Raw genomic sequence first — 25,122 nt, forward strand, 5'->3', positions numbered from 1 at the left:
TATGGTGCTGCTGAAGACATAGTTTCTCTTCCAATAGTCTGTTATTTGAAATCAAATCACAAAGTATTATGAAGATAGAACAACAAATTAATTTCAGACGACAGATAGTTCCCTTTTTCGGTCTATTTGTAATTTACTCCCTATTTTTTTTAGGATCTACGACTGCTCAAAATGCTCAACAAACAGAAATTAGATATTTAACAGGAACAGACAAGGACCATACATCACCTTGGGAATTCTACTGTTCATCGGGTCAAAACAGTAAAAAATGGACAACTATTGAAACGCCTTCATGTTGGGAACTCCAAGGGTTCGGGCATTATAATTACGGTCACGATCCTTTTGAGAAAAGAGTCAATGAATATGGATTATATCAACACCACTTTTCTGTTCCTAAATCTTGGAAAAATAAAACAGTCAAGATTGTTTTTGAAGGAGTGATGACAGACGCTGAGGTTAAAATCAATGGAAAGTTGGCCGGTGCAATTCATCAAGGGGCATTTTATGAGTTCAAATATGATATCACAAGCCTGCTTAAATATGGAAATGAAAACCTTATTGAAGTCAAAGTAAATAAAGCCTCTAGTAATGCATCCATCAATCATGCAGAACGTAAAGCAGACTTTTGGATTTTTGGAGGTATTTATCGACCTGTATACTTAGAAGTGTTACCTCAAAAGCACATTAATCGAATAGCTATAGATGCAAAAGCAAATGGTCAAATTACTGCTGATGTGTTTTTAGGAAAAAATATAGAAGGTGATCTAAAGGCTAGACTTTTAGACTTGAAAGGTAATCTTGTCCAAGAACTTAATCTTGACCTTTCAAAATCAGATCAAAAATGGCAAATAAAAACGCTTGCAAGTAACATTAAAACATGGAACCCTGAATCTCCCCACCTCTATCAATTAGAATTGTCATTATTCAATAAAAAAGGACAACTCCAACATCAAATCAAACAACGCATTGGATTCAGAACAGTAAAACTCTATGAAGGTGATGGCATTTATGTGAATGGTCAGCGTATAAAATTCAAAGGAGTCAACCGTCATTCCTTTTACCCCTCTTCAGGAAGAACTACAAGTAAGGCATTAAGTATTGAACATGTTGAAATGATGAAAGACATGAATATGAATGCGGTTCGTATGTCACATTATCCTCCTGATGTTCATTTTTTAGATGTATGTGATTCTTTGGGACTTTTTGTCATTAATGAAGTTTGTACATGGCATTCTCCCTCATTAGATACAGAGGTAGGTGAAAAGATCGTAAAGGAAACAGTGATTAGGGATGTCAACCACCCTTCCATTTTACTTTGGGCAAATGGTAATGAATCGGGTTGGAACACAGAGTTAGATGATGATTATGCAATATGGGATATTCAACAACGTGAGGTCATTCACCCTTGGAATATTTTTAATAAGACCAACACTCTTCATTATTTCCATTTCCATGGCTTAGCAAATGATGGCCCTGCTACTGACAAGCTCTTTTTCCCTACCGAGTTTTTACATGGATTGTATGATGGCGGTCATGGAGCCGGTTTAGAAGATTATTGGGAAAAGATGTGGAATATGCCTAACAATGCAGGTGGATTCCTTTGGGATTTTGCGGATGAAGCCGTCGTCAGAACAGATAAAAAAGGTGTGTTAGATACAGACGGTAATCACGCTGCAGATGGCATTATTGGTCCTTATGGAGAGAAGGAAGCGAGCTATTTTACCATCAAAGAAATATGGTCTCCTATTTTTATTGAGGACCGTACGATCAAAAATGATTTCAATGGAATTTTCAGAGTTGAAAACCGATACCATTATACTTCCCTAGCATCTTGTAAAATGACAGCCAAATTGATCAGTTTCAAAGGAAATAGAAACAAGATAATCGAAGAAAAAGCGATAAAACTTCCTTCATTAGAACCTGGTGAAAAAGGGATTTTCAAAGTCGAAAAAACGGATTCATGGAATAAAGCTGATGCACTTCACCTTACGGCATATGATCCTAATGGTAAAGAAATATTTACTTGGTCTTATCCGATTAAAACACCTGAAAAGATCCATCAAAAATTAATTGAAGAAAAGGGTATCACTTCAAAGAAGAGCTTAAAAGTAAAACAGGAACAAGATAAAATCGTCATCACTTCAAGTTCATGTGAATTCACGTTCTCAAATCAAACTGGAGAATTAAAAAAAGTCATTAAAAACAATCAGGTTATTCCTTTGTCAAACGGCCCTATTCTTCTTGGTAAAAAAGATAAAGTAGATACTGTTAAGGTCATCCCAATGGAAAACTACGTTGATATTATTGCTGTTTTCGAACCAAAAAATAAAATGCCTGAGTGGACGAAAATTGTGGTATTAAGTTCTGATAGCATTAAGTGGCGTGTTCATCAGAATGGATTACTCGACCTTGAGGTTGAAATGAAAGGAAAGAAAAGGACAAAAGAGGTGTTAGGCATTTCTTTTAATTATAAAGAGGAAGATGTAGCAGGGATGAAATGGCTTGGAGATGGTCCTTACAGAGTTTGGAGAAACAGAACCAAAGGTACTCGTTTTCAAGTTTGGGAAAATGACTACAACAATACAATTACGGGAGAATCGGGGTTTGTATATCCAGAGTTTAAAGGTTACTTCTCACATTTCTATTGGGCTGAGCTGAAAAGCAAAGCAACGAATGGATTTAAAGTATACTGTCATTCGCCTAATGTATTTCTAAGAATGCTTACACCTGAAAATCCAAGTGGAGATCCAAAAGGTAGAGTGACTCCATTTTTCCCTAAAGGCGATCTCTCTTTTGTCTATAATATCCCTGCCATTGGTACTAAATTTCAAGAATCGAGTAGTACCGGACCTCATGGCAATGAAGAAATCTATTATGGAAATAGTGACGATCCATTAAGAATTGAACTGACTTTTGAATTTTAAAAATGATATTGAAATGAATCAACTAACAAAATTTACGTGGTTACTTCTTCTTCTAGGAATTACTATAAGTTGTAAAGAAACGACTTCTAAGGAACCTCAAGAATATAAACCAACATGGGAATCCCTATCGAAACATGATGCTACTCCCGAATGGTTTCAAGATGCAAAATTTGGTATTTACTTTCACTGGGGACCTTACAGTGTTCCGGCTTATGGTAGTGCATGGTACCCCTGTAATATGTATATCAAAGGATCTAGCGTCAATAAATTTCATGAAGAACATTTTGGAAATATAAACGAGTTTGGGTACGAAGATTTTATCCCCTTATTCACTGCTGAACATTTCGATCCGGAAGATTGGGCGGAGTTATTTTTACAAGCAGGAGCCAAGTTTGCCGGCCCTGTAGCACAACATCATGATGGTTTTGCGATGTGGAATAGTGAAGTCAATCCTTGGAATGCTCAAGTCATGGGACCGAAAAGAGATATTTTGGGTGACATATTTCATTCACTCAAAAAAAGAAATATTAAAACACTCGCTACGTTTCACCACGCACGTAATGGTCAAAGAAATGTATCCACTCCTGAAAATTGGGGTAGAAATGGCTTCAACTCTCACTATCCTTACCACCCTGATTTACCTACTGCCACAAAAGATCCTAAATTGAAAATGTTGTTTGGGAATTTTGACACGGAGGAAGCCTTCAATCAATATTGGCTAGATCAAGTCAATGAAGTAGTGGATCAATACCAACCCGATATGATTTGGTTTGACTCTTGGCTCAACTTTATTCCTTCTTCTTACAGAAAAGAGATGTTGGCTCATTTTTTCAATGAAGGGGCTAAAAATGGTCAAGAAGTAGTCAGTTGCCACAAGCAAAATGATTTACCGATGGAATGTAGTGTTTTAGATTTTGAACAAGGTGGAAGGCGAGACATCTACCCTATTCCATGGATGACGGATATTACATTGGGAGAACATAAATGGATGTATGTGGAAGGACACCCCTACAAATCCTCTGCTTTGGTATTAAGAAATATGATTGATGTATGGAGTAAAAATGGCATTGTACTGTTGAATGTTTCCCCTAAAGCCAATGGAGTAATCAATCAGGAACAAAGAAGCATTTTGAAAGACATTGGTGATTGGTTTAAAGTTTACGGAGAAGCCGTGTATGGCACTCGTCCCTATTATGTTTTTGGATATGGCAATGCCAAACCCTCACAAAGTACTCATGACGGTCAATCTGCGAAAGTAAAGTATACTGCCAATGATGTCCGTTTTACGATTTCCAAAGACAACAAATCCGTGTATTTGTTTGTATTAGGCAAACCCAAAACAGGAAAAAGAATGAAAGTAAGGCCACTTGGTCTACATAGAAATTGCACACCTACGCCTATCAAAAGAATGATTGATTTAGGAACAGGCAAAGAAGTCAAATGGGAAATGAAAACAGATAATTTTTATTTTACTATTCCTGATGCACCACATCATGCGATTGCCAATGTGTACAAACTGGAGTTGGAATAATGATAGGAATTGATTTTTATAAAAAAGATTTTGTCAACCTCTACATTTCAGTTTTCTCTAAAATAACTCTTTTATCAATATGATTTTTTCCTAACTACTCATATTGGTCTATATTTGAATAGAAAATTAAAATGTGTCTTTTTAATTAATCAATTACAAAATGAAAAAAATCAATCTCTTTTTCTGTTTCTTACTTTTTAGTTTATGTTCCTTTGGTCAAAAAATACCTGGAAACTTCTATTTAGACTTTGGAGCAACGATGTGGCAAGATGATAAGGGACTTGAATTAGAAACCCAATCTAGATCAATCTCTTTGGCTTATATGTATGAATTGGTATTGGATCAAAATGGGCAATTTACTTTTAACCCAGGAGTTGGTTACACTGCTGATAATTACTTTCTAAAAAATGGCGTGACGCTTTACAATAATGGTAGTCATACAGAACCTGTTGATGCTATCGGTAGCAATCAAAAATTGCGTAAAAGTAAGTTTGTTGGTAATTATGTAGATGTCCCATTAGAATTTAGATTTAGAACTCACCCCGGTAGAAATGCTTTCCGACTAGCTGTTGGAGCAAGGTTAAGTCTATTAGTAGATGGTCATACCAAAGTAAAATATGAAGATGAATTTGGTAATGTTCGTGTATCTAAAGACAAGGGGAATTTTAATTTGAATCGCTTTAAAGGTGGTTTAGTAGGTAGAATTGGTTATGGATGGATTAACTTCTTCTGTTATTATGGCCTCACAAACACTTTTGAAAGTGATAAATTATTGAATACTGATGGAAATGCGTTCACGGGTACTGATAGACCTATTACTATTGGTATTACAGTTTCGAATTTCTAGATTAAAAATACCTTTATTTAAAAGGCTACTTCGACAAAATTAGGGTCGAAGTAGCCTTTTTTATTTCTGTATTCTATAATTATCATAAGATTATAACCACAAAAAGAATAATTTAAATAAATTCGTCACTGAACCTGTACTATAAAACCGTCAAATGATTTATATTTACTAAACATGAGTTCTAAAGAGTTGGTAATCAAAACGAACAGCATAGATGATTTAGCATCGGCAGCTCAACAAGTAATTGACTTTACTAAAGGCGAATCCAATGTCTGGCTTTTTCATGGTGAAATGGGAGCTGGAAAAACGACTTTCATAAAAAGCATATGTGATGTACTTGGTGTTTTAGACCACGTAAACAGCCCTACATTTGCTCTAGTCAATGAATACATGACAGATAATGCCGATACTATCTACCACTTTGATATGTATAGAATCAAAGATGAAACAGAAGCATTTGATATAGGTTTTGAGGAGTATATTTACAGTAAAAACCTTTGCTTGATTGAGTGGCCGTCAAAAGTAGAGCAACTATTGCCAGAAGACTGCATTGATATTGATATCAAAGTAGTGGATGAACACTCAAGAGAAATTACAATTAGATTAAATTAAACTTTCTTCTCTAGATAACATATGGGAAAGCAACGTGAAGGCTTCGAGAAAGCTACCGAGAGTTATTTTCAGTTTCACCCTCAAGAGGTGATGGAAGGCCCTGTCAATAAAAAAGGATCTCCGCTGAAAATTGGTCTACCAAAAGAACTAAATCCAGATGAAAAAAGGTGTGCTTTGCGACCTGGAGCTGTTTCTATATTAGTCAACAACGGAGTTGAAGTTTTAGTTGAATCCAAAACTGGCCAGCATGTCAATCATCTCGATCAAGAATATGCTGATGCCGGTGCTACCATCGTATACACACACAAGGAAGCTATGGAAGCTGACCTTGTCATCAAAATTGCCTCTCCTACTGTAGAAGAAGTTTCTTATATGAAGAAAAATAAAGCCATCATTTCGGCAATTCATATGAGAGATATTCAAAAAAGTGTACTCACTGCTTTAAACGCTAAAAAGATCACTGCATTGGGTTTTGAGCTTTTAGAGGATAAAGTAGGCGGTTTACCTTTGGTAAGAGCAATGAGTGAAATTGCAGGTAGTACAGTAATGCTGATTGCTGCAGAATATTTGAGTAGCTACAATGGCGGTAAAGGTATTATTTTAGGAGGAATTACTGGTGTACCTCCATCAAAAGTAGTGATACTTGGTGCTGGTACAGTGGCTGAATATGCTGCAAGAAACGCTATTGGTATGGGAGCAGAAGTGAAAGTTTTTGATAATGCCATCTACAAGCTTAGAAGACTGAAAAAGGAACTTAATCTCCCTCATTTATTCACCTCTGCTTTTGATAGTACTTCTATTCAAGAAGCATTAAGCAGAGCAGATATTGTTATCGGAGCCGTGCATACACATGGCACTAGAACACCTTCGATTGTAACCGAAGAAATGGTGGCTAGTATGAGAGAAAATTCGATTATTATTGATGTCTGTATTGATCAGGGAGGATGCTTTGAAACGTCTGAACCTACTAATCATAGACATCCTGTTTATAAAAAACATGGGGTTATACACTATTGTGTCCCTAACATTGCATCAAGGGTATCAAGAACGGCGACTGCTGCAATTAGTAATATCTTCACAACTACTTTGATGAAACTCAATGATGAAGGTAGTGTAGATACAATGATGCGAAGACACTCTTGGTTTACCAAAGGAGTTTACACCTACAAAGGGTGTGTAACAAATCAAATGATTGCAGAAAAATTTGATCTCCCGCTTAAGAATTTAGATTTAATTCTTGCTGCTGGAATTTAAAGACCTTCAACTTGAACAGTTTCAAAACTGCTCATAGCATTCCATTTTGTATTAAAAAAATTGGATAAAAAATAAGGTAAGAGGAAGTAATACACTTTCCCTCTTACCTTATTTTTTATTCCTGATTCAAAGTTGTTTTTCCATTCGTACAAATAGAATTCCTTTTCTGACGAATGAAGTATCTGTTTGGTGTAAGCCTTCTCGTTCATACAAGATGGTTGCCGTGGCTCTAGCATTACACCATAATAAATTTGCTCCACCTTCTTTGGCTACTTTCATCACATGTTTCAACAACATACTACCATAACCTTTTCCTTGCTCTTCTTTTAAGGTTGCAAATTTTCGGAACTGTACATTCTTATCTGGATCCATAAATAGAGAAATCACTGATGTCAGTACCTCATTTACAAACAGTCCCAAATGTTGTCCCCTTTCATCATCTGGAATTTTCACATAGGACAGAGGCTCATTGGGCCACATTACCTTATGTCTTAACGCCCATGTCTGAGGGGCGGTTATTTCTTTAATTTCGATTTTCATACGGTTAAAAAAAGCGACTGAAGAGTCGCTTATCCTCTTCTATATTTTGTTGCTTAGAAAGCGACTTCAACTCTAATGACCCATGGAGAATTAGTATAAGAAGTTTTTTCATCATAAGAGAAGTCATAAAGTGCAATAATATTCACACCGCCTTTTCTACCAATGCCTTGTGAAACACCTCCACCCAATAAAAACTGATCTCTCCAAATACTATCTTTTACTGTCTCTCCATTATTATCTCTGAATTCTCTATTATTACTAAAACCATAATATTCTGCTTGAGGGAAAATCCTCAACCCATCTTTTAATGGAATCATATATCTCATAAATGGTCGAATACCATAATTGTTTTCTTTATAGGAAACATCTTTTCTCTCAAAGTACTCATAAACAAAGCCCATACCTACTTGAAAGTTTGGTGTCACCATGTATCCAACCATCGGTAAAATAGCTACTTGTGTATGTATATTAGAAAAACCTAATCCCAATCCACCTCCAAAGAAAATTTTATCTTTTAAGGGAAGATCTTTATGGCTTTTGTCTTTAAAAGCATCCACGTCTGATTCTGTCGGTTTCTTGTATTCTGACGATGGTTTTGCCGTTTCTGTAGAATCTTCAACATAATTATATACTTGAGCTGATGCTGAAGTATAAATTAACATAGTGAGCAAAAGTGCTAGGGTAGTTATAATGTTTTTCATATCAAGTATTTCTATTTTTACTCAAATTAATTAAAATTTTAGCCAATTTCATGAAGTGATCCACCAATTTCTGTAGATTACTAAGATAAAATAAACGATCTCCACCATGAAGACAAATACAACTCCACAATATACTCAAGATCCTTCTTTTAAAACGTTAAAAAAAATCAGTACTGTGATGGATGAAGCGATCAGAGTTCCAGGAACCAAATTCCGAATTGGCTTGGATCCTTTTATTGGTATTATTCCAGGTGTTGGAGATACTTTGTCCATTATCATTTCTGGTATTTCTTTGTACACTGTGGCCCGAAATGGCGTTCCCCCAAGGCTCATCATGGCCATGACATTTAATTTAATCATCGATTATTTGATTGGGTTAGTACCCGGTATAGGTGATTTTATTGATCTTTTTTACAAAGCCAACAGGAATAATACACAGATGCTCATCAACTATTATGAGAAAAATCCAGAAGCCATTTATCAAGTACAAAAAGGTTCTTCCGGATTAATTGTCTTTGCAGGTTTAATGTTTCTCCTTATTGTTGGAGTAGTCGGAATCTGTTTTTACTTTATTCGTTTGGTCATTTTTCAATCTATGGGTTGGGAATAAAATTACATCTCCAAAAGATATTCTACTAATTGATACACATTGGTATAGGGTTCTCTTTCATAAAATTTATAATGTGTATTTACTCCATGAGTATAAGACTCTTCTAACTTTTTAGCCCGTTGAATTGCCAATGGAGTTAAATCCTTAATATTTTGATAGTTCTTGCCATTCTTATGGTAACGAGTGACGTGGTTTTGTTGAATATGCTTGATAAGCATTCCACACTTTGCAAAATGTTGATTGGCGTCCAGGTCTTCATAATGCAGTAAAAACCAAAGTTCAAAGCAGATATTAGAAATAATAATTTCAATGTCATGCTCATTGGCTAACTTAATGACGTCTTCAATATGCTTGTGAAAATCCCGGTCGAACACCAACCAAATTGTCTCATAGGGATTACCTTTGACCAACGCTCTTTTTTTCTTGATAATAGCTTCCCGCACGAGGCCAAGCGGACTGTGGCTTTTAGGTTGATACACCTCTACATCAACAGCTGTCAATGCTCTTCTTTTCTGACCGTCGTGCTTTAATCCATTAAAATAATTAGGTTCTGTTTTCGCTCCCTCACATAGTATAAGGACTCTTTTTCGAAGTGATCTAGTTTTATCTTTTCTTCTATTCCTCATCATCTGTAGGGTTAAAGTCAAAATCCAAAGCCATTTGATTAATGGAAGGTGTACCTCCAAACTTCCCCGTCAGGTACCATTCCTCTAATGGTAATTCTCTTTTGAGATTTGGAATATCAGAAACAGAAGAAATTTCAGTAATACCATCCTCTGACCTTTCCGAAATAAAAATCTGATCAAAACGGAAGAGTTGATCATTTAAAAGTGATGCATCGTGCGTCGAAAAAATGAGTTGTGCCCTATGAGGATTTGTCTTAGGATTATGAAATAGTTTGATTAATGCTCTCGTTAAATGAGGATGCATACTCTGATCCAATTCATCAATAGCCAAGGTATCCCCTGACTCTAACACTCTTAATATTAATCCACCCAATGCTACTAATTTTCGTGTACCAATCGATTCTTCCTTCAGGTCAAATGAAATGGGAGGATCATCCGAATAAGGTAACTTATGAATGGTTTTGATTTGATACCTTCTTCTACCTTCAAAAAGACCCATCAATTCACTGTCCTCTTGAAAAACCTCAATGCCACTTACTCCTGTATCTGCATGGCTCACTAATTGGCATAGGTTCTTAAGGAATCTTTGAGAATCATCATTAACGATGTGCTTCGCAATACCTTGTAATAAAGCATCGTCATACACTGATCGGTATAAAATATAAGCTCTTAAATGATTTTTGAAGAATTGCCAAGGTGCTACTAATTGTTCTAACCCTAATTGAGCTCCTTTGGAAAGAAAAAGTTGATAGGGTAAAACATGCCTTGCAATGGTCTGCTTATCTCCTTTTAACTTCTTACCAAAACTAGTCAACTCTCCCTCATTCCTCTCAAAAAACTTTACTCTTCTAGAATTTGGATAAGCATACAATGCCTCATGAGTCACCTGATCCACATCTCTTGACATTTCATATTCATATTGAATACCGTCGTTCGCAATAAAACGAATATAAAAATCAGTGGGCAATTCTCTCGAAAGACGATCTAAACGGAAGGGAACATAAGCTTTAGCTCCTTCTCCAATGGCACTATCATGTCCCTCCTGGACCATCACCGTCAATGCTTCCAACGCTCTCAACAAATTACTTTTGCCTGATGCATTCGCACCAAAGACGACCGCAGTGGCCAAAGTCTCTGTCTGCTTGTAATTGGGATGTATAAATAAACGGTCTTCAGTTCCTGTTTTACGTACTCGCCCAGAAGGTAAAAGAGATAATACCTGTTCATCTTTGATAGACCTAAAGTTGGAAACAGAGAATTCTATTAGCATTGTTTTTTGAATGAATAATGATGGATTAAAAAAGAACAATTAGGCCTTGTTCTTCCGTTAATTTACAAAAAAATAAGGTATAACGCTTCAGTTTTGAAGTGTTATACCTTACTGTTATATTTTTGTAGTTCTGATTGTGGTGCGGTGGGCAGACACATAGGTCTGCCCCTACGGCTAATCAATGATTTCGCCCAATAATGTACCTCCCGTACAATCGTGGATTCTCACTGTAGCGTACTCTCCTAATTTTGCGTTTCCTTTCGGGAATACTACCACTTTATTATGTGAGTTTCTTCCTTGGAAATGCTCTTTAGAACGTTTTGAGTAGCCATCAATCAATACCTTCTGTACTTCACCCACATTCAATGCATTTCTCTCTGCCGAATGCTGTCGCTGTAAAGTAACAATTTCTTGAAGTCTACGCTTTTTCACATCCAATGGAATATCATCTTCGAATTTCTTCTCTGCTAAAGTACCTGGTCTTTCAGAGTAGAAGAACATGTAGCTGTAATCAAACTTCACATACTCCATCAATGACAATGTATCTTGATGCTCTTCTTCTGTTTCAGTACAGAAACCTGCAATCATATCTGAAGAAATACCACAATCGTTACCAAATACCTCACGGATTTTATCAATTCTATTGATATACCACTCACGGTCATAAGTACGGTTCATGATATCCAATACTCTTGAGTTACCCGATTGTACTGGCAAGTGAATGAAGTTACAGATGTTTTCGTGCTTCTTCATTGTGTAAAGTACCTCATCCGTAATATCTTTTGGATGTGACGTAGAGAAACGAATTCTTAATTCAGGAGAAACTCCGGCTACCATTTCCAATAGCTGAGCAAAGCTGACAATTTCAACGCCTTCCTCTTTAAGTTCTTTTTTCTCTAAGCGAGCTTTATTGTTTTCCTCATCAGACCATTTGTATGAATCTACATTCTGACCTAATAAAGTCACTTCTTTGTATCCTTGATCGAATAGTTCTTGTGCTTCTTTTACAATAGAGTGTGGATCTCTCGAACGCTCACGACCTCTAGTGAAAGGTACTACACAGAAAGAACACATGTTATCACATCCTCTCATAATAGAGATCATGGCTGAGATACCATTTGAGTTCAATCTTACAGGAGCAATATCTGCGTACGTCTCATCTCTTGACAAGAATACATTTACTCCTTTATCTCCTTCGTCAACATCGCCTACTAATTTTGGAAGATCACGGTAAGAATCGGGACCTGCCACGATGTCTACCATTTTTTCTTCTTCAAGAAGCTGTGTTTTCAAACGCTCCGCCATGCAGCCAAGTACACCGATAATCATACCCGGCTTACTCTTTTTGACTCTATTGAATACTCTCAAACGTTGACGAACTGTTTGTTCTGCTTTTTCACGGATAGAACAAGTATTCAAGAATACAAGGTCAGCTTCTTCTACGTTAGAAGTCGTTCCGAAATTGTTTTTCTGCATAACAGAAGCTACAATCTCAGAATCCGAGAAATTCATTTGACAACCATAGCTCTCAATATAAAGCTTACGTTGTCCTTCATTTGCCGTATTTTCTGTGACTTTTACCTCACACGACACTGATTTTTCATCAACCTGTTCACCGACAAGGTTGATATCTTTAATCAAATCGCTCATTCTTTAGGAATTTAAGACAGAAGGTTGAGGATTTTCAGTCCTCCTATATTCTGAGCTTAATCTAATTGTTATTAAATATGAAAGTGATTGATTTACAAAACCTTAAAAGGCTCAAAAATCAACCCCTTATTTCTTAATCTCTTCAGCTTTAAATAAAGCCGAACGCAAAATTACTATTTGAAGTGAGAAGTGTCAATTATGTTTACAAATGATTGACTTTCAATGTAATTTAGAATTAATAAAAATAAACAACCCTTACTCATTTATCGAACGTGCTCATTGTTAATTTTATCATAATAAACCTTAATTGTTGAATAATTCTTCAAAAAAGGGGGGCATAATCATCATTATTATATTACCTCATTGTATTAAGGTATTATAATTGCGAAATTTATTTTAAATAAATATTTGAACTACTAGAGCACTTATACTATTAACGTGAAATCCTTTTCCTACCAACTTATCACTACCCTCTTCTTATGTATCTTCATTTCGACTTTATCACAAGCACAACATACTTTACATCGAATGAATATACATGCTTGGGCCGCAAGTGAATCACCAAAGATTGATGGTGATTTAGATGATGCCGTATGGTCTGACCCATTGCATATGAGTAACCTTACTGCAAGTGCGAACAATGTATTGTATAATGCAGATCCTGCTAAATATATATCTGAAGGTTATTTTACTCAGAATAGCCCTTACAATAATCAACCTTCCGCTTTTAAATCAAGAGTTCAAATCGCTTATGACGATTATGCTATTTATGTAGCTGCTCAATTGTATGATCCTGCCCCGGATTCAATTCGTACGAACATGGGTGCAAGGGATTCAGGAGGAAACGGAGCTGATGTTTTTGTTGTTTCATTTGATACTTACAACACACAACAAGATGCGTTTGAATTTGTCGTTACTGCATCGGGAGTTCAAAGTGATCGAAAGCGAGGAACATCAGGTTGGGATGGAAATTGGAATGAGGTCTGGTCAAGTGCTGTACAAATAAATGATGAAGGTTGGGCTGTAGAAATGGCAATTCCTTACAGAGCATTAAGAATGCCCGATTCAAAAGAACAAATCTGGGGATTAAATTTCTCAAGGGGAATTTCTCGTAGAGGAGAAACTTCTTTTTGGAATCCTGTTGATGCTAATAAATCAGGTTATGTAAATCAGTTTGGTACACTAAGAGGAATCTATGATGTAAAACCTCCACTTCGCCTTACGCTTTCTCCTTATATCAGTAATGTGGTGGTAGGAAAGCAAGGGAGCGACAAAATGGCCAATACATTTTCTGGAGGTGCTGATTTAAAATTAGGTTTGGGACAAAGTTTTACATTGGATGTGAGCTTAGTACCCGACTTCTCTCAAGTGCAAGCAGACAATGATGTACTAAATTTATCAGCCTTTGAAGTAAAGTTTGGTGAATTCAGAGACTTCTTTACACAAAACACTACAATTTTCAATAAATGGGGACAATTCTATTCTAGAAGAATTGGTCAAAGCCATCATTCTCCGAGTAATGATTTATTGGAAGAGCATGAACAATATATTTATAAGCCTTCTGATGCTCCGTTAATCAATTCTATTAAACTAACTGGTATTACGGAAAAAGGATTAGGTGTAGGAGTATTAAACTCTATCACAAACGAGAGCTTTGCCATTATTGAAGATACACTCACTGATGATCTTAGAGAGGTGAAAGTAGACCCTGTCACTAACTTCAATATGATTTCACTGGAACAAAGTTTACCCAACAACTCCAAAGTAGGATTTATGAATACGAATGTGATGAGGGGTTCAGGGTATAAAAATTCCAATGTCACTTCTGGAGAATTCAGTCTATTTAATAGAACGAATACCTATAGAATTAGAGGTTTTGGATCGCTATCGCAAGAATATCTTCCAGTAGACGATGATCCATCCACAGAAGATCAAAAGTTAACAACACTTGGTCACCGTATCAACCTAAGTGGTGGTAAAGTGGCTGGAAAATGGAGATATTGGGGAGCTACAAACATTGAATCTGATACTTATAATCCAAATGATTTGGGCTACAACAGTTCAAACAATCAGATTTATGCTTCGGCCAATGTTTCTTATAATATTTTTGAGCCTAAAGGCTTTTATAGACGCTATTGGGTACGATTGAGTGCCAATGAAAACTGGCTGTATAATCCTCGCACTTTTATTTCAAGAAGAGCTTGGACTGATGGTTGGATGCAGTTCAATAACTTATGGAGTGTTTATTATGACTTTTCTATCCAACCAGGGTTATCCTATGATTATTTTGGGCCTAGGGTAGATGGTTATCGATTTAAACAATATCCTTCCAATTGGGGAGGTTTAACTATCAATACAGATGGTAGACAAAAGTACTCTGTAAGTCTCAGAACAAGCTACTGGCAGCGTCAAGAGTTTAATCAGTTTGATACTTACTATCGTTACGGTCAAACTTTTAGAGCTTCTGATAAATGGGATATCAATCATTCCATTTCATGGAACAACAAACAGAATGAAAAAGGGTATGCTACCACAGTGCGTGATGAAAATGATGACGTAGAAAACGTGATTTATGGCGACCGTAATGTAACTACCTTAGAAAATAATTTCTGGACACAATACACTTTCTCTCCGAAAATGTTTGTGAAGTTCAGACTAAGACATTATTGGAGACAAGTAGCCTACAGTGAATTTTTCAATCTTACGCAAGATGGAGACCTTTCTGAATCTGATTACTCAGATATCAATGAGGATGGTGAAAAAGAACACGATGCGAATTACAATACTTTCAACATGGAGTTATCCTACAGTTGGGAGTTTTTACCAGGAAGTTTCTTTACTGCCTTATGGAGGAATCAACTAGGTTCATCTTCTCATAATTCACATTATGGATTTAATGAAAATATCAACGAAATGTGGAAAGAGGCACAAGTGAACACCGTTTCCGTAAGAGTAATGTATTTCTTGGATTATCAACAGGTGAAAAAAGGATTTAGTAGAAATTAATTTTTCCTTTTATCATCATTTAAGAAGCACTTGATTCCGTCAATATCAAGTGCTTTTTTTTTTAAAATAAACCCCTTCACTGCTTTTAACAGTCAAGGGGCTTATTATAATTTCAATATATCGTTTATTAAAACTTCATCTCAGCATTTAATGCATCCAGCATTCCTTTCGCTTTCAATAAACATTCTTCATACTCTAATTCTGCATTGGAGTCGATCGTAATCGCACTACCAATTTGGAAGGATAAGTATTTATTTCTTGAATTATAAAAGGCACTTCTGATCACTACGTTAAAATCAAAATCTCCTTCTGGAGTGATATAACCTATAGAACCAGAGTATAAACCTCGTTTCGTTCGCTCATACGTTTCGATCAATGCCATTGCCATCACCTTAGGTGCACCAGTCATACTTCCCATTGGAAAAGCATTTTTCAGTACTTTCGCAAAAGGAATACCCTGTTTAATTTCTCCTTCAATGGTAGAAATCATTTGGAAAACGGACTTGAAACCGTAGACTCCAAAAATCTCTGGTACTTTGATCGTTCCCGCCTTACAAGTTCTAGCTAAGTCATTTCTCACCAAGTCTACAATCATCATATTTTCTGCCACTTCTTTCTCATCATTACGAAGTTGTAATTTCAATTGATGATCTTCTTCCTCTGTCTTTCCTCTTCGGATTGTTCCCTTAATAGGTTGAGAAATTACTTTATTGCCCTCTTTTTTCATATAACGTTCTGGTGAAGAACAAGCGACAAACTTATTTTTCACTTTATGAAATGCTGAAAAAGGAGCAGGTGACAATGCTGAAATTCTTAAGTACAAATCAAACGGATCAATTTCCGCTTCTCTTGCCAAGAACTCCATACAAATATTGACCTCATATACATCACCTTCTACGATATGTTCCTGTATTCTTTCTACAGTATCAATATAGATTTTATGAGAGATTTTAGGGTTCACTTTTCCACCCCATCCATCCTTTGACGGTTGAGGTACTTCTTGTTGAGAAACTTGATAGAAAATAGCTTCAGCATCACCGTCTGAAACAATTTGAACCTCATTTCCCTCAAAAATAAATAGCGTTTTAGGGATATAGAAAAAGGCATTTGACATGTCAATACCATCTTGATGGTCAGAACATAACAATTCTACCTCATTTTTAAGGTCATATCCCCAATGACCAAACAGCCAACTTTTATGCTGATCATGGAATTTTTGAACGCTTTCAAAAGAGTTTCCATCTTCAATATCACAAACTTTTTTAGCCCCAACAGCCAGTAAGTGCTTAAAACCACCATTAGGGTAATCTATTTCGTGATCATACAAGTAGGTGCAGTAAGTTTCATCCTTACCCCAGTTCCATGCTTGCAGACGAAACGACTCCACATCTTCGACTTGAAAACGCATTCTTTTATCTTCTATTTCTTCCAAAAACATCACAACACAAAATTAATCATTTATAATTGATCTTTACACAGTTTAATCAATTAAGAATCTGTTAACTGAAAATTGCTAATGCATTCTATCTCCTCTGACATCCATAGTTTTGAGGAGTTCTGCTTCAAACTTCAAGAATTCTTGCCAGCGAGCATCCACTTCTTCTCTTGGCTTGTACTTTCTTGCCAATTCAATAAAAGTGACATAATGCCCTGCCTCTGAAATCATCAATTCATAATAGAAGCTTTTCAGATCTTCATCATCCAATCCTTTCCAAAGTAATTTGAATCGTTCACAAGATCTAGCCTCAATCAAAGCACTCACTAAAAGTTTGTCGACCAATTGATCCATTCTTGAACCTCCTTTTCGAGCAAACTTTACAATCGCATTAACATACTCATCTTTTCGCATACGCCCCAAAGATAGCCCTCGCTTTCTAAGTTGCTTTACGACTCTCTCAAAATGTTCCCATTCTTCTGCTACAATAGGCATCAAAGTATCCACCACATCATCCAATTCAGGATAATTGACAATGATAGACATACTTGCCGTTGCCGCTTTCTGCTCGCAGTATGCATGATCAACTAAAATTTCCTCAATATTGTTTTTCTCCACCATGTTTACCCACTTCGGATCAGTTGGTAATTTGAGGTGAAGCATGTGTCCTTGCCCTTTGAATTCTTCTTCCATTATTTATGAATAATATTCCATTAAAAATCCCGATGCGAAATTAGAGATATTCCTTCAATAATTGAGAATTAAAATTTAAAAATGATCTGATAATGCAAGAACTAACGCTTATCTGAAAGAATATTCCATATTTTGAGCAAAATTGTAAACATTACATTAAAATCAGCCATTACAATACTAAAAACCCACTTTTCCACTCTTTTCAGGAACGATATGTAATGCTATTACTGTCAATTGTAATGGTTTGTAATGCTATATTTTCATCAAAAAACGATCATAGTGACGTCTTTGCAAAGACATCTCAAACATGTTACTATGAAATTTAAAAATACTTTTAACTCTCGCTCAAAAAGACAACTGAAAAGAAAGATTGAAACTTTAATTACTCTACAAAAGAATCATTCAAATTATAACTCGCTCTCTTGTGAAGTAAAACGATTATTCAACAAAGTTTTTCAATTCAGTACAAATAAGACATTCCAAAAATGCCTCTCAACAGCTATACTTTATTGTGGTATCAACTCAGTTAATGCTCAAAGTTTTGAGGCGCCAATTCACATCTCTGAATTTGCCAATTTTCAAATCACTGATGCAGGAACTCCTTCTATGTATAAACCTGCTTTAGTAGATATTGACAATGATGGCGATTTGGACTTCTTCTATGGTTCTAACCCTGATCTTTATTTTGTAGAAAATACAGGAGATAAAAACATCCCCAATTTTGAAAGTGCTCCTGTTGCTTCCCCTTTTGACTTTAAAATTCCTTTTGACCACCCGGCATTAGAACCATCGTTTGTTGATATTGACAACGACGGGGACTATGACCTTTTTATTTCTGTTTATGAATACGGAGACCTTTATTACTATGAAAACACCGGTACGCCCACGGCCCCTCAATTTGCTAAAAAAGAAAAAAATGCTTTTGGATTTGAAGTTACAGGAGAAATCGGCGAATATTCCACCAATGCGAGTGATTTTGTTGATTTGGATAACGATGGTGATTACGACCTGCTAGTTGTAGATTATTATGGAGAAGCATTTTATTATGAAAATGTTGGAGACAAAGGAAACCCTCATTTTGCTTCTCCTATCAAAACTCCTTTTGGTTTGCCCGAATTCCAATACAATGATTACGGTTTATTTGACTCACCTATTTCTGAAGGAACTCCCGTTTTTAATGATATAGACAATGATGGCGATCAAGACCTCTTGGTAGGAACATGGGATGAGGACATTCAGTTTTTTGAAAATATAGGAAATAATTGCTCTCCCCAATTTACAATTCCCATCACTAACCCTTTTAATTTAGAAGATACTGGCTTAGATGATATAAGAAGAGAGGCCATGGCTTTTGGCGATCTTGATAATGATGGTGATTTAGATATGATTCTCGCAGGATCACAACACCCCAGTATGTTCTTTTTTGAATTTAATGGAAAAGCTCCTTCTTATGCTGGCATCGGTGGTTGTGACATTGCACACGTTGGAAAAACAAGCCCAAAACAAACGATTCAACGTGAAAAAGGGCTAACAAATAATACAGTTCATTTTCGCCAACATCAAACCTACACTTCAAGTGATTTATCCTATTATGGTGCTTCTAGTGACCGCTTTGGATGGGATGTGAAGACCAATGCTACTTCAATGGCCATCGGTTCCTTTTATGGTCATCATGGGGAAGGAGATCAAAAACTGTATCAAACCGGAGCGGTTGAGATGTATAAAAAGAATGAACAGCAAGAATGGGAATTTCATCAAAAAATTTACGCTTTTGATCATCTCAACCCTGCCAGTCAGTTCGGTGCTGAAGTAGAAATTAATGAAAGGTTCTTAATCATTGGTGCTCCCAAGGCCTATGATAAAGCAGATTACCCTGCTTACATCAATACTGGGTTTGTTTATATCTATCAAAAAGATGTCAATGGTGATTGGGAAGAACTTCAATTTATTAAAGCTTCTACTGATCGATCTAGTTATTTTGGAAAGGAAATTAGTTTTTCTGATTCCAAAATGGCCATTGCCAATACTGATAATCTATTCTTATATGATTGGGATGAAGAATCTAATATATGGATAGAAACTCAACAGATTCCTATAAGTTCTAACACAAGAATTATTGAAATAAATGATCACGATTTGTTTGTGGGTACACCCGATAAATTAGATATCTATCATTATCAAAAAAATAAATGGACAATTTCTCAAACTACAACAATCAACAATGCTTCTTTCATTTCAGGTGAATTAGATCAAAATCAATTTATCCTTGGCCAATTCAAGTACAATGCTCCTCAATATGATTCTGTGAAAGTTTTCCACAAAAATGAGAATGACCGATGGGAATTAGAAAGTAATATTGCTCTACCATACAATACTACTCATCAATATTACGGGCATTATACACAAATCAAAGACGACTTTTTATTAATTGCATCTGATCCTATACAAGAAAAGCTACTGAATGGACATAAAGCTACATTTTCAGATATTCTACTTTATAAAAAATCAAATGGAGAATGGCTTCCTCACCAAGCATTGGTTTATGAAAGTGATAAAGGAATACACCCAAGAATAAATATAGAGTTGGCCGATTCTTCTGTTTATATAGGTGCTCCTTCAGAATCTTCTGTGACGGAGTTTAAAGCTAAATCAATTGATAAATGGGAATACAGAAGTCTTGGTTGTGAAGTAATTTATTGGAAAGATTCAATTATTACAACCCCTCAAGTGTTAGCGGATACAATAGATAATATGATTTCCAACGTATTCGTTTTAGGGCTTCCGAAAGTTAAAACTGAGCTGATAATTAAATCTAGCGAACCCTATCTTTTTAATAATGACACCCTAATTGAAACAACAGGTGAATATCATTTCACTTTACAAAATGAACAAGGGTGTGACAGTTTAGTAAGTATTGAGTATTTCAAAATCAATACAGAACTGCAAACAGAAGACTGTAGTATAGCACCATTGGTAAAAGAAGGATTCTATGCTGTAAAGAATAATGGTAAAAGTCCATTTTATAAATTTATAGCAGAGGATAATGGATGGCTGACCATTTCTACATGCGGTATTACAGAGGAAGAAACAAGAATTAATCTCTACAAAGAGTGTAACTTATTTGTTGGGTTCAACGAATATGCCTGTGATGATCAAGCTGAAGTGACTCTTGCTCTTAGCAAAGGTGATTCTATTCTCTTCCAAATGATTGATGATGAAGTATATGATGATTACATTTTTGAAGTTTCATTTATTGATGATTGTTACGCTCATTCTACGCAATATCAAGATTCCCCTTTCGGAAATAATTGTGCATCAGCTTTAGAAATCACCGAAGGTTATCATAGAGTGAGAGATGAAGATACGTCTCCTTGGTATAAATATACCGCACTAGAAGCTGGCACATTAAAAATTTCTACTTGTGAGATTTCTGATGAAGATACATTTATTGAGGTATACAAAGATTGTGTTCTTGATCATATTGTAGATGATAAATGTTGGACTAACTTTTATACTGAGATGGATTTAGAAAAAGGAGAAAGTATTACATTTCATCTTTCAGACCGCTTTGATCCAGATGACTATATTTTTGAAGTTTCATTTGATCAGGGATGTGCAGAAGCAGAGCGCATTTTAATTTCAGAAACCAAACAGGTTACCTCTGATAAACAATGGTTAGAATTCAAAACGGAACCTGACCAATGGGTGAATATCGTCTCTCCTTCCAAAAATGATTTTGAAGTTTTTTTTTCGACGTGTTTTGACAGCTTAATTGGAACATCAACAATCTCAAATGATACTGCTTCATTTGAATTATATAGTGAAAACTGTTCTTCTATCTTTATCTATGCTGATATCAAAGAAGCAGATCATTCTTATGATATCTCTATTCTTCCCATTCCTGGTACTTCTTGTTCATCAGCTATACAACTAGATAGGATTGGTATTTATAATGCAGAAAATTCCAGAGGAGATCAATGGTTTAAATACACCTCTGAAAAAACAGGAACTTTATTTATCAGTACCCTTGGGAGAACTTCATTAGATACGTGGATCAACTTAAAACAAGGTTGTGAAAGTGGCTTTATTAATTCTTCAGATGATGTAAATGGATTACAATCCTTAGTAAGAGCTAATGTCACGGCTGGAGAAACGTATCACTTTTTCATCAATCAAAGAAATAATGTTTCAGACCCTTTTGAATTTGAAATTGGTTACACTGACAACGAAGGTTTGACTTGTGATACAGCTCTTGAAATTACAAACAATGACTTCTCTGTTATCCTTTCCAATGAAACTAAATATTTTAAATACACCGTTCCTGAAAATGGAAACGTCATATTTGATTTCTCTAATGCTATGTTTGTTGATGTCCGCTTAAATTCTTGTCAAGAACAAGCCTCTATAGCTTATTATGATGCTGACGTTGATGAAGGGCAGTCTATCACTATTGATGAACTTCAAAAAAATGATGAGCTGATCTTCGAACTTTCCGCCGAAGGTTTTTATCAACAAGACATCCAACTCACTCATAATGGACAGTTATTTGAAACTGTTGAAATTTCTTCTTGTGATCCAATTCTTTTTAATGAACAAGACATTACCGAAACGGGAACTTATTATGCTTATTTAGAAAGTATAGAAGGATATGACAGTACGGTTACTTTACAATTCGAAAGATTAATTTCTTCTTTTACTTCAATTGAAGAAAGCAGTTGTAAAAGCTTCATTTTTGGTGATAGTACTTATTTTGAATCTGGCACTTATTACGATACACTTATCAATGCAGTGGGATGCGATAGTATTATTCAATTAGACTTAATCATAAACAACCCTTCATATACAATTGAAGAGGTAAAAACTTGTGACAGTTATGACTTCAATAACCAAGTCATTACAACATCAGGTACTTACTTTGATACTTTAACTAACGATGTCGGATGTGATAGTATCGTACAATTGGAGTTAACTATTAACAAGACTTCTTATTCAGTTGAAGAGGTAAAAACTTGTGACAGTTATGACTTCAATAACCAAGTCATTACAACATCAGGTACTTACTTTGACACTTTAACCAACACTGTCGGATGTGATAGTATCGTGCAATTGGACTTAATCATAAACAAGACTTCTTATACAATCGAAGAAGTAAAAACTTGTGAGAACTATGACTTCAATGATCAAACAATCACTACATCAGGAACTTACTTTGATACATTAACTAACGCTGTCGGATGTGATAGTATCGTACAATTGGACTTAATCATAAACAAGACTTCTTATTCAGTTGAAGAGGTAAAAACTTGTGAGAGTTATGACTTCAATAACCAAGTCATTACAACATCAGGAACTTACTTCGACACTTTAACTAACGATGTCGGATGTGATAGTATCGTACAATTGGACTTAATCATAAACAAGACTTCTTATTCAGTTGAAGAGGTAAAAACTTGTGAGAGTTATGACTTCAATAACCAAGTCATTACAACATCAGGAACTTACTTCGACACTTTAACTAACGATGTCGGATGTGATAGTATCGTACAATTGGACTTAATCATAAACAAGACTTCTTATTCAGTTGAAGAGGTAAAAACTTGTGAGAGTTATGACTTCAATAACCAAGTCATTACAACATCAGGAACTTACTTCGACACTTTAACTAACGATGTCGGATGTGATAGTATCGTACAATTGGACTTAATCATAAACAAGACTTCTTATTCAGTTGAAGAGGTAAAAACTTGTGAGAGTTATGACTTCAATAACCAAGTCATTACAACATCAGGAACTTACTTCGACACTTTAACTAACGCTGTCGGATGTGATAGTATCGTACAATTGGACTTAATCATAAACAAGACTTCTTATTCAGTTGAAGAGGTAAAAACTTGTGAGAGTTATGACTTCAATAACCAAGTCATTACAACATCAGGAACTTACTTCGACACTTTAACTAACGCTGTCGGATGTGATAGTATCGTACAATTGGACTTAATCATAAACAAGACTTCTTATTCAGTTGAAGAGGTAAAAACTTGTGAGAGTTATGACTTCAATAACCAAGTCATTACAACATCAGGAACTTACTTCGACACTTTAACTAACGATGTCGGATGTGATAGTATCGTACAATTGGAGTTAACTATTAACAAGACTTCTTATTCAGTTGAAGAGGTAAAAACTTGTGACAGTTATGACTTCAATAACCAAGTCATTACAACATCAGGTACTTACTTTGACACTTTAACCAACACTGTCGGATGTGATAGTATCGTGCAATTGGACTTAATCATAAACAAGACTTCTTATACAATCGAAGAAGTAAAAACTTGTGAGAACTATGACTTCAATGATCAAACAATCACTACATCAGGAACTTACTTTGATACATTAACTAACGCTGTCGGATGTGATAGTATCGTACAATTGGACTTAATCATAAACAAGACTTCTTATTCAGTTGAAGAGGTAAAAACTTGTGAGAGTTATGACTTCAATGATCAAACAATCACTACATCAGGAACTTACTTTGATACATTAACTAACGATGTCGGATGTGATAGTATCGTACAATTGGACTTAATCATAAACAAGCCTTCTTATTCAGTTGAAGAGGTAAAAACTTGTGACAGTTATGACTTCAATGATCAAACAATCACTACATCAGGAACTTACTTTGATACATTAACTAACGATGTCGGATGTGATAGTATCGTACAGTTAGATTTGATTATTCACCACGCTATTCAAAATACAATCGAAATTAATACATGTGAAAACTATGATTTCAATGGTGAATTACTCACCTCTACAGGTATTTATACTCAGACATTGACGAGTTCTGTCGGGTGTGATAGTGTTGTTACTATTGATTACACAAAAACGGTAGCTACGCTAGATGAAATTGTGGTTGAGACTTGTATAAGTTATGATTTTAATGGAAGACTCCTTTCTTCATCAGGTATCTATTATGATACACTTCGAAATGAAGTGGGGTGCGACAGTAGTATCTTAAAATTAGATTTGATACTACATGAAGAAGGAAGCGATTTCTGTAAAGAGGAAGAAGATGTTACGTCGATTGAATTAGAAATTGAAGAAGTGAATATTTTCCCATCTCCTTTCACTGATAAAATCAATATTTCATTTCAATCCATAAAAAATAATATAAACGTCAAAATATACGCTATGAATGGTGGTTTGGTGAGCTCTAGTGATCATCAAAATACGCAAAGCATTGAGAAGTATATCAAAGGCACATCGGGAATATATATTGTCTATATCACAGTAGATAATGCTACTATTCCGATTCAAAAAACTATTGTCAAATTATAATAATCGGTAATTAGAAATACAGTAATTGAAGTAAGTTAGACCTAATAGCCTATTCTTTAAGCTTATCTTTTTAAGTTTACTGAAT

At 35.4% G+C, this 25,122-nt stretch carries 15 protein-coding genes; 8 read left to right on the top strand and 7 right to left on the bottom strand.

Going from position 1 to position 25,122, the window contains the following annotated elements; genetic code table 11:
- Positions 1-68 precede the first annotated feature (68 nt).
- The 5 genes from PL77_RS10245 (at position 69) to PL77_RS10265 (ending at position 7,168) form a co-directional block, all read left to right on the top strand.
- Positions 69-2,924, top strand: coding sequence for a glycoside hydrolase family 2 TIM barrel-domain containing protein (locus PL77_RS10245; RefSeq protein ID WP_044204515.1), 2,856 nt, complete (start codon positions 69-71; stop codon positions 2,922-2,924).
- Positions 2,925-2,937: 13 nt separating this feature from the next.
- On the top strand, positions 2,938-4,455 hold the full coding sequence (locus tag PL77_RS10250) for an alpha-L-fucosidase (protein ID WP_044204658.1): 1,518 nt from the start codon (positions 2,938-2,940) through the stop codon (positions 4,453-4,455).
- Between the two features lie 160 nt (positions 4,456-4,615).
- A complete protein-coding gene (locus PL77_RS10255) occupies positions 4,616-5,302 on the top strand; it encodes an outer membrane beta-barrel protein (RefSeq protein WP_044204517.1) in 687 nt (228 codons plus the stop codon).
- A 174-nt stretch (positions 5,303-5,476) separates the two neighbouring features.
- Positions 5,477-5,914, top strand: a complete 438-nt coding sequence (gene tsaE / locus PL77_RS10260) for a tRNA (adenosine(37)-N6)-threonylcarbamoyltransferase complex ATPase subunit type 1 TsaE (RefSeq protein WP_216595900.1) — start codon at positions 5,477-5,479, stop codon at positions 5,912-5,914.
- A 21-nt stretch (positions 5,915-5,935) separates the two neighbouring features.
- A complete protein-coding gene (locus PL77_RS10265; protein ID WP_044204519.1) occupies positions 5,936-7,168 on the top strand; it encodes an alanine dehydrogenase in 1,233 nt (410 codons plus the stop codon).
- 126 nt (positions 7,169-7,294) lie between these two features.
- On the opposite strand, the gene PL77_RS10270 is transcribed toward PL77_RS10265, so the two are convergent.
- Both PL77_RS10270 and PL77_RS10275 read right to left on the bottom strand, forming a co-directional pair.
- The gene (locus tag PL77_RS10270) at positions 7,295-7,708 is read right to left on the bottom strand and encodes a GNAT family N-acetyltransferase (RefSeq protein ID WP_044204522.1); all 414 of its coding nucleotides are present in this window, start codon (positions 7,706-7,708) and stop codon (positions 7,295-7,297) included.
- A gap of 53 nt (positions 7,709-7,761) precedes the next feature.
- Entirely contained in the window at positions 7,762-8,409 is a 648-nt protein-coding gene (locus tag PL77_RS10275; RefSeq protein WP_156152313.1) for a hypothetical protein, read from the bottom strand.
- Positions 8,410-8,515: 106 nt separating this feature from the next.
- Here PL77_RS10275 and PL77_RS10280 point away from each other — a divergent pair, with 106 nt between their 5' ends.
- A complete protein-coding gene (locus PL77_RS10280) occupies positions 8,516-9,019 on the top strand; it encodes a DUF4112 domain-containing protein (RefSeq protein WP_052444299.1) in 504 nt (167 codons plus the stop codon).
- 2 nt (positions 9,020-9,021) lie between these two features.
- Here the strand turns inward: PL77_RS10280 and PL77_RS30405 are convergent, their stop codons facing one another.
- The 3 genes from PL77_RS30405 to miaB form a co-directional block, all read right to left on the bottom strand.
- Complete coding sequence (locus PL77_RS30405; protein WP_052444300.1) at positions 9,022-9,648, bottom strand: RloB family protein; 627 nt, start codon at positions 9,646-9,648, stop codon at positions 9,022-9,024.
- The gene (locus PL77_RS10290) at positions 9,635-10,915 is read right to left on the bottom strand and encodes an ATP/GTP-binding protein (protein WP_044204526.1); all 1,281 of its coding nucleotides are present in this window, start codon (positions 10,913-10,915) and stop codon (positions 9,635-9,637) included. Before PL77_RS10290 ends, PL77_RS30405 begins: the two co-directional genes overlap by 14 nt.
- A 174-nt stretch (positions 10,916-11,089) precedes the next feature.
- Entirely contained in the window at positions 11,090-12,565 is a 1,476-nt protein-coding gene (gene miaB / locus PL77_RS10295) for a tRNA (N6-isopentenyl adenosine(37)-C2)-methylthiotransferase MiaB (RefSeq protein WP_044204528.1), read from the bottom strand.
- Between the two features lie 438 nt (positions 12,566-13,003).
- On the opposite strand from miaB, the gene PL77_RS10300 reads away from it, so the two are divergent.
- Positions 13,004-15,571, top strand: coding sequence for a DUF5916 domain-containing protein (locus tag PL77_RS10300; RefSeq protein ID WP_156152314.1), 2,568 nt, complete (start codon positions 13,004-13,006; stop codon positions 15,569-15,571).
- A gap of 127 nt (positions 15,572-15,698) precedes the next feature.
- Here PL77_RS10300 and PL77_RS10305 read toward each other — a convergent pair whose 3' ends face one another.
- A complete protein-coding gene (locus PL77_RS10305) occupies positions 15,699-17,009 on the bottom strand; it encodes an anthranilate synthase component I family protein (protein WP_253273977.1) in 1,311 nt (436 codons plus the stop codon).
- A 75-nt stretch (positions 17,010-17,084) separates the two neighbouring features.
- Entirely contained in the window at positions 17,085-17,699 is a 615-nt protein-coding gene (locus PL77_RS10310) for a tRNA-(ms[2]io[6]A)-hydroxylase (RefSeq protein WP_253273978.1), read from the bottom strand.
- Between the two features lie 315 nt (positions 17,700-18,014).
- Between PL77_RS10310 and PL77_RS10315 the strand changes: the two genes are divergently transcribed.
- Complete coding sequence (locus tag PL77_RS10315; RefSeq protein ID WP_044204531.1) at positions 18,015-25,037, top strand: FG-GAP-like repeat-containing protein; 7,023 nt, start codon at positions 18,015-18,017, stop codon at positions 25,035-25,037.
- Positions 25,038-25,122 lie beyond the last annotated feature (85 nt).

Origin of the sequence: Flammeovirga sp. OC4, from assembly GCF_000812565.1 — a bacterium.
GTDB lineage: Bacteria > Bacteroidota > Bacteroidia > Cytophagales > Flammeovirgaceae > Flammeovirga.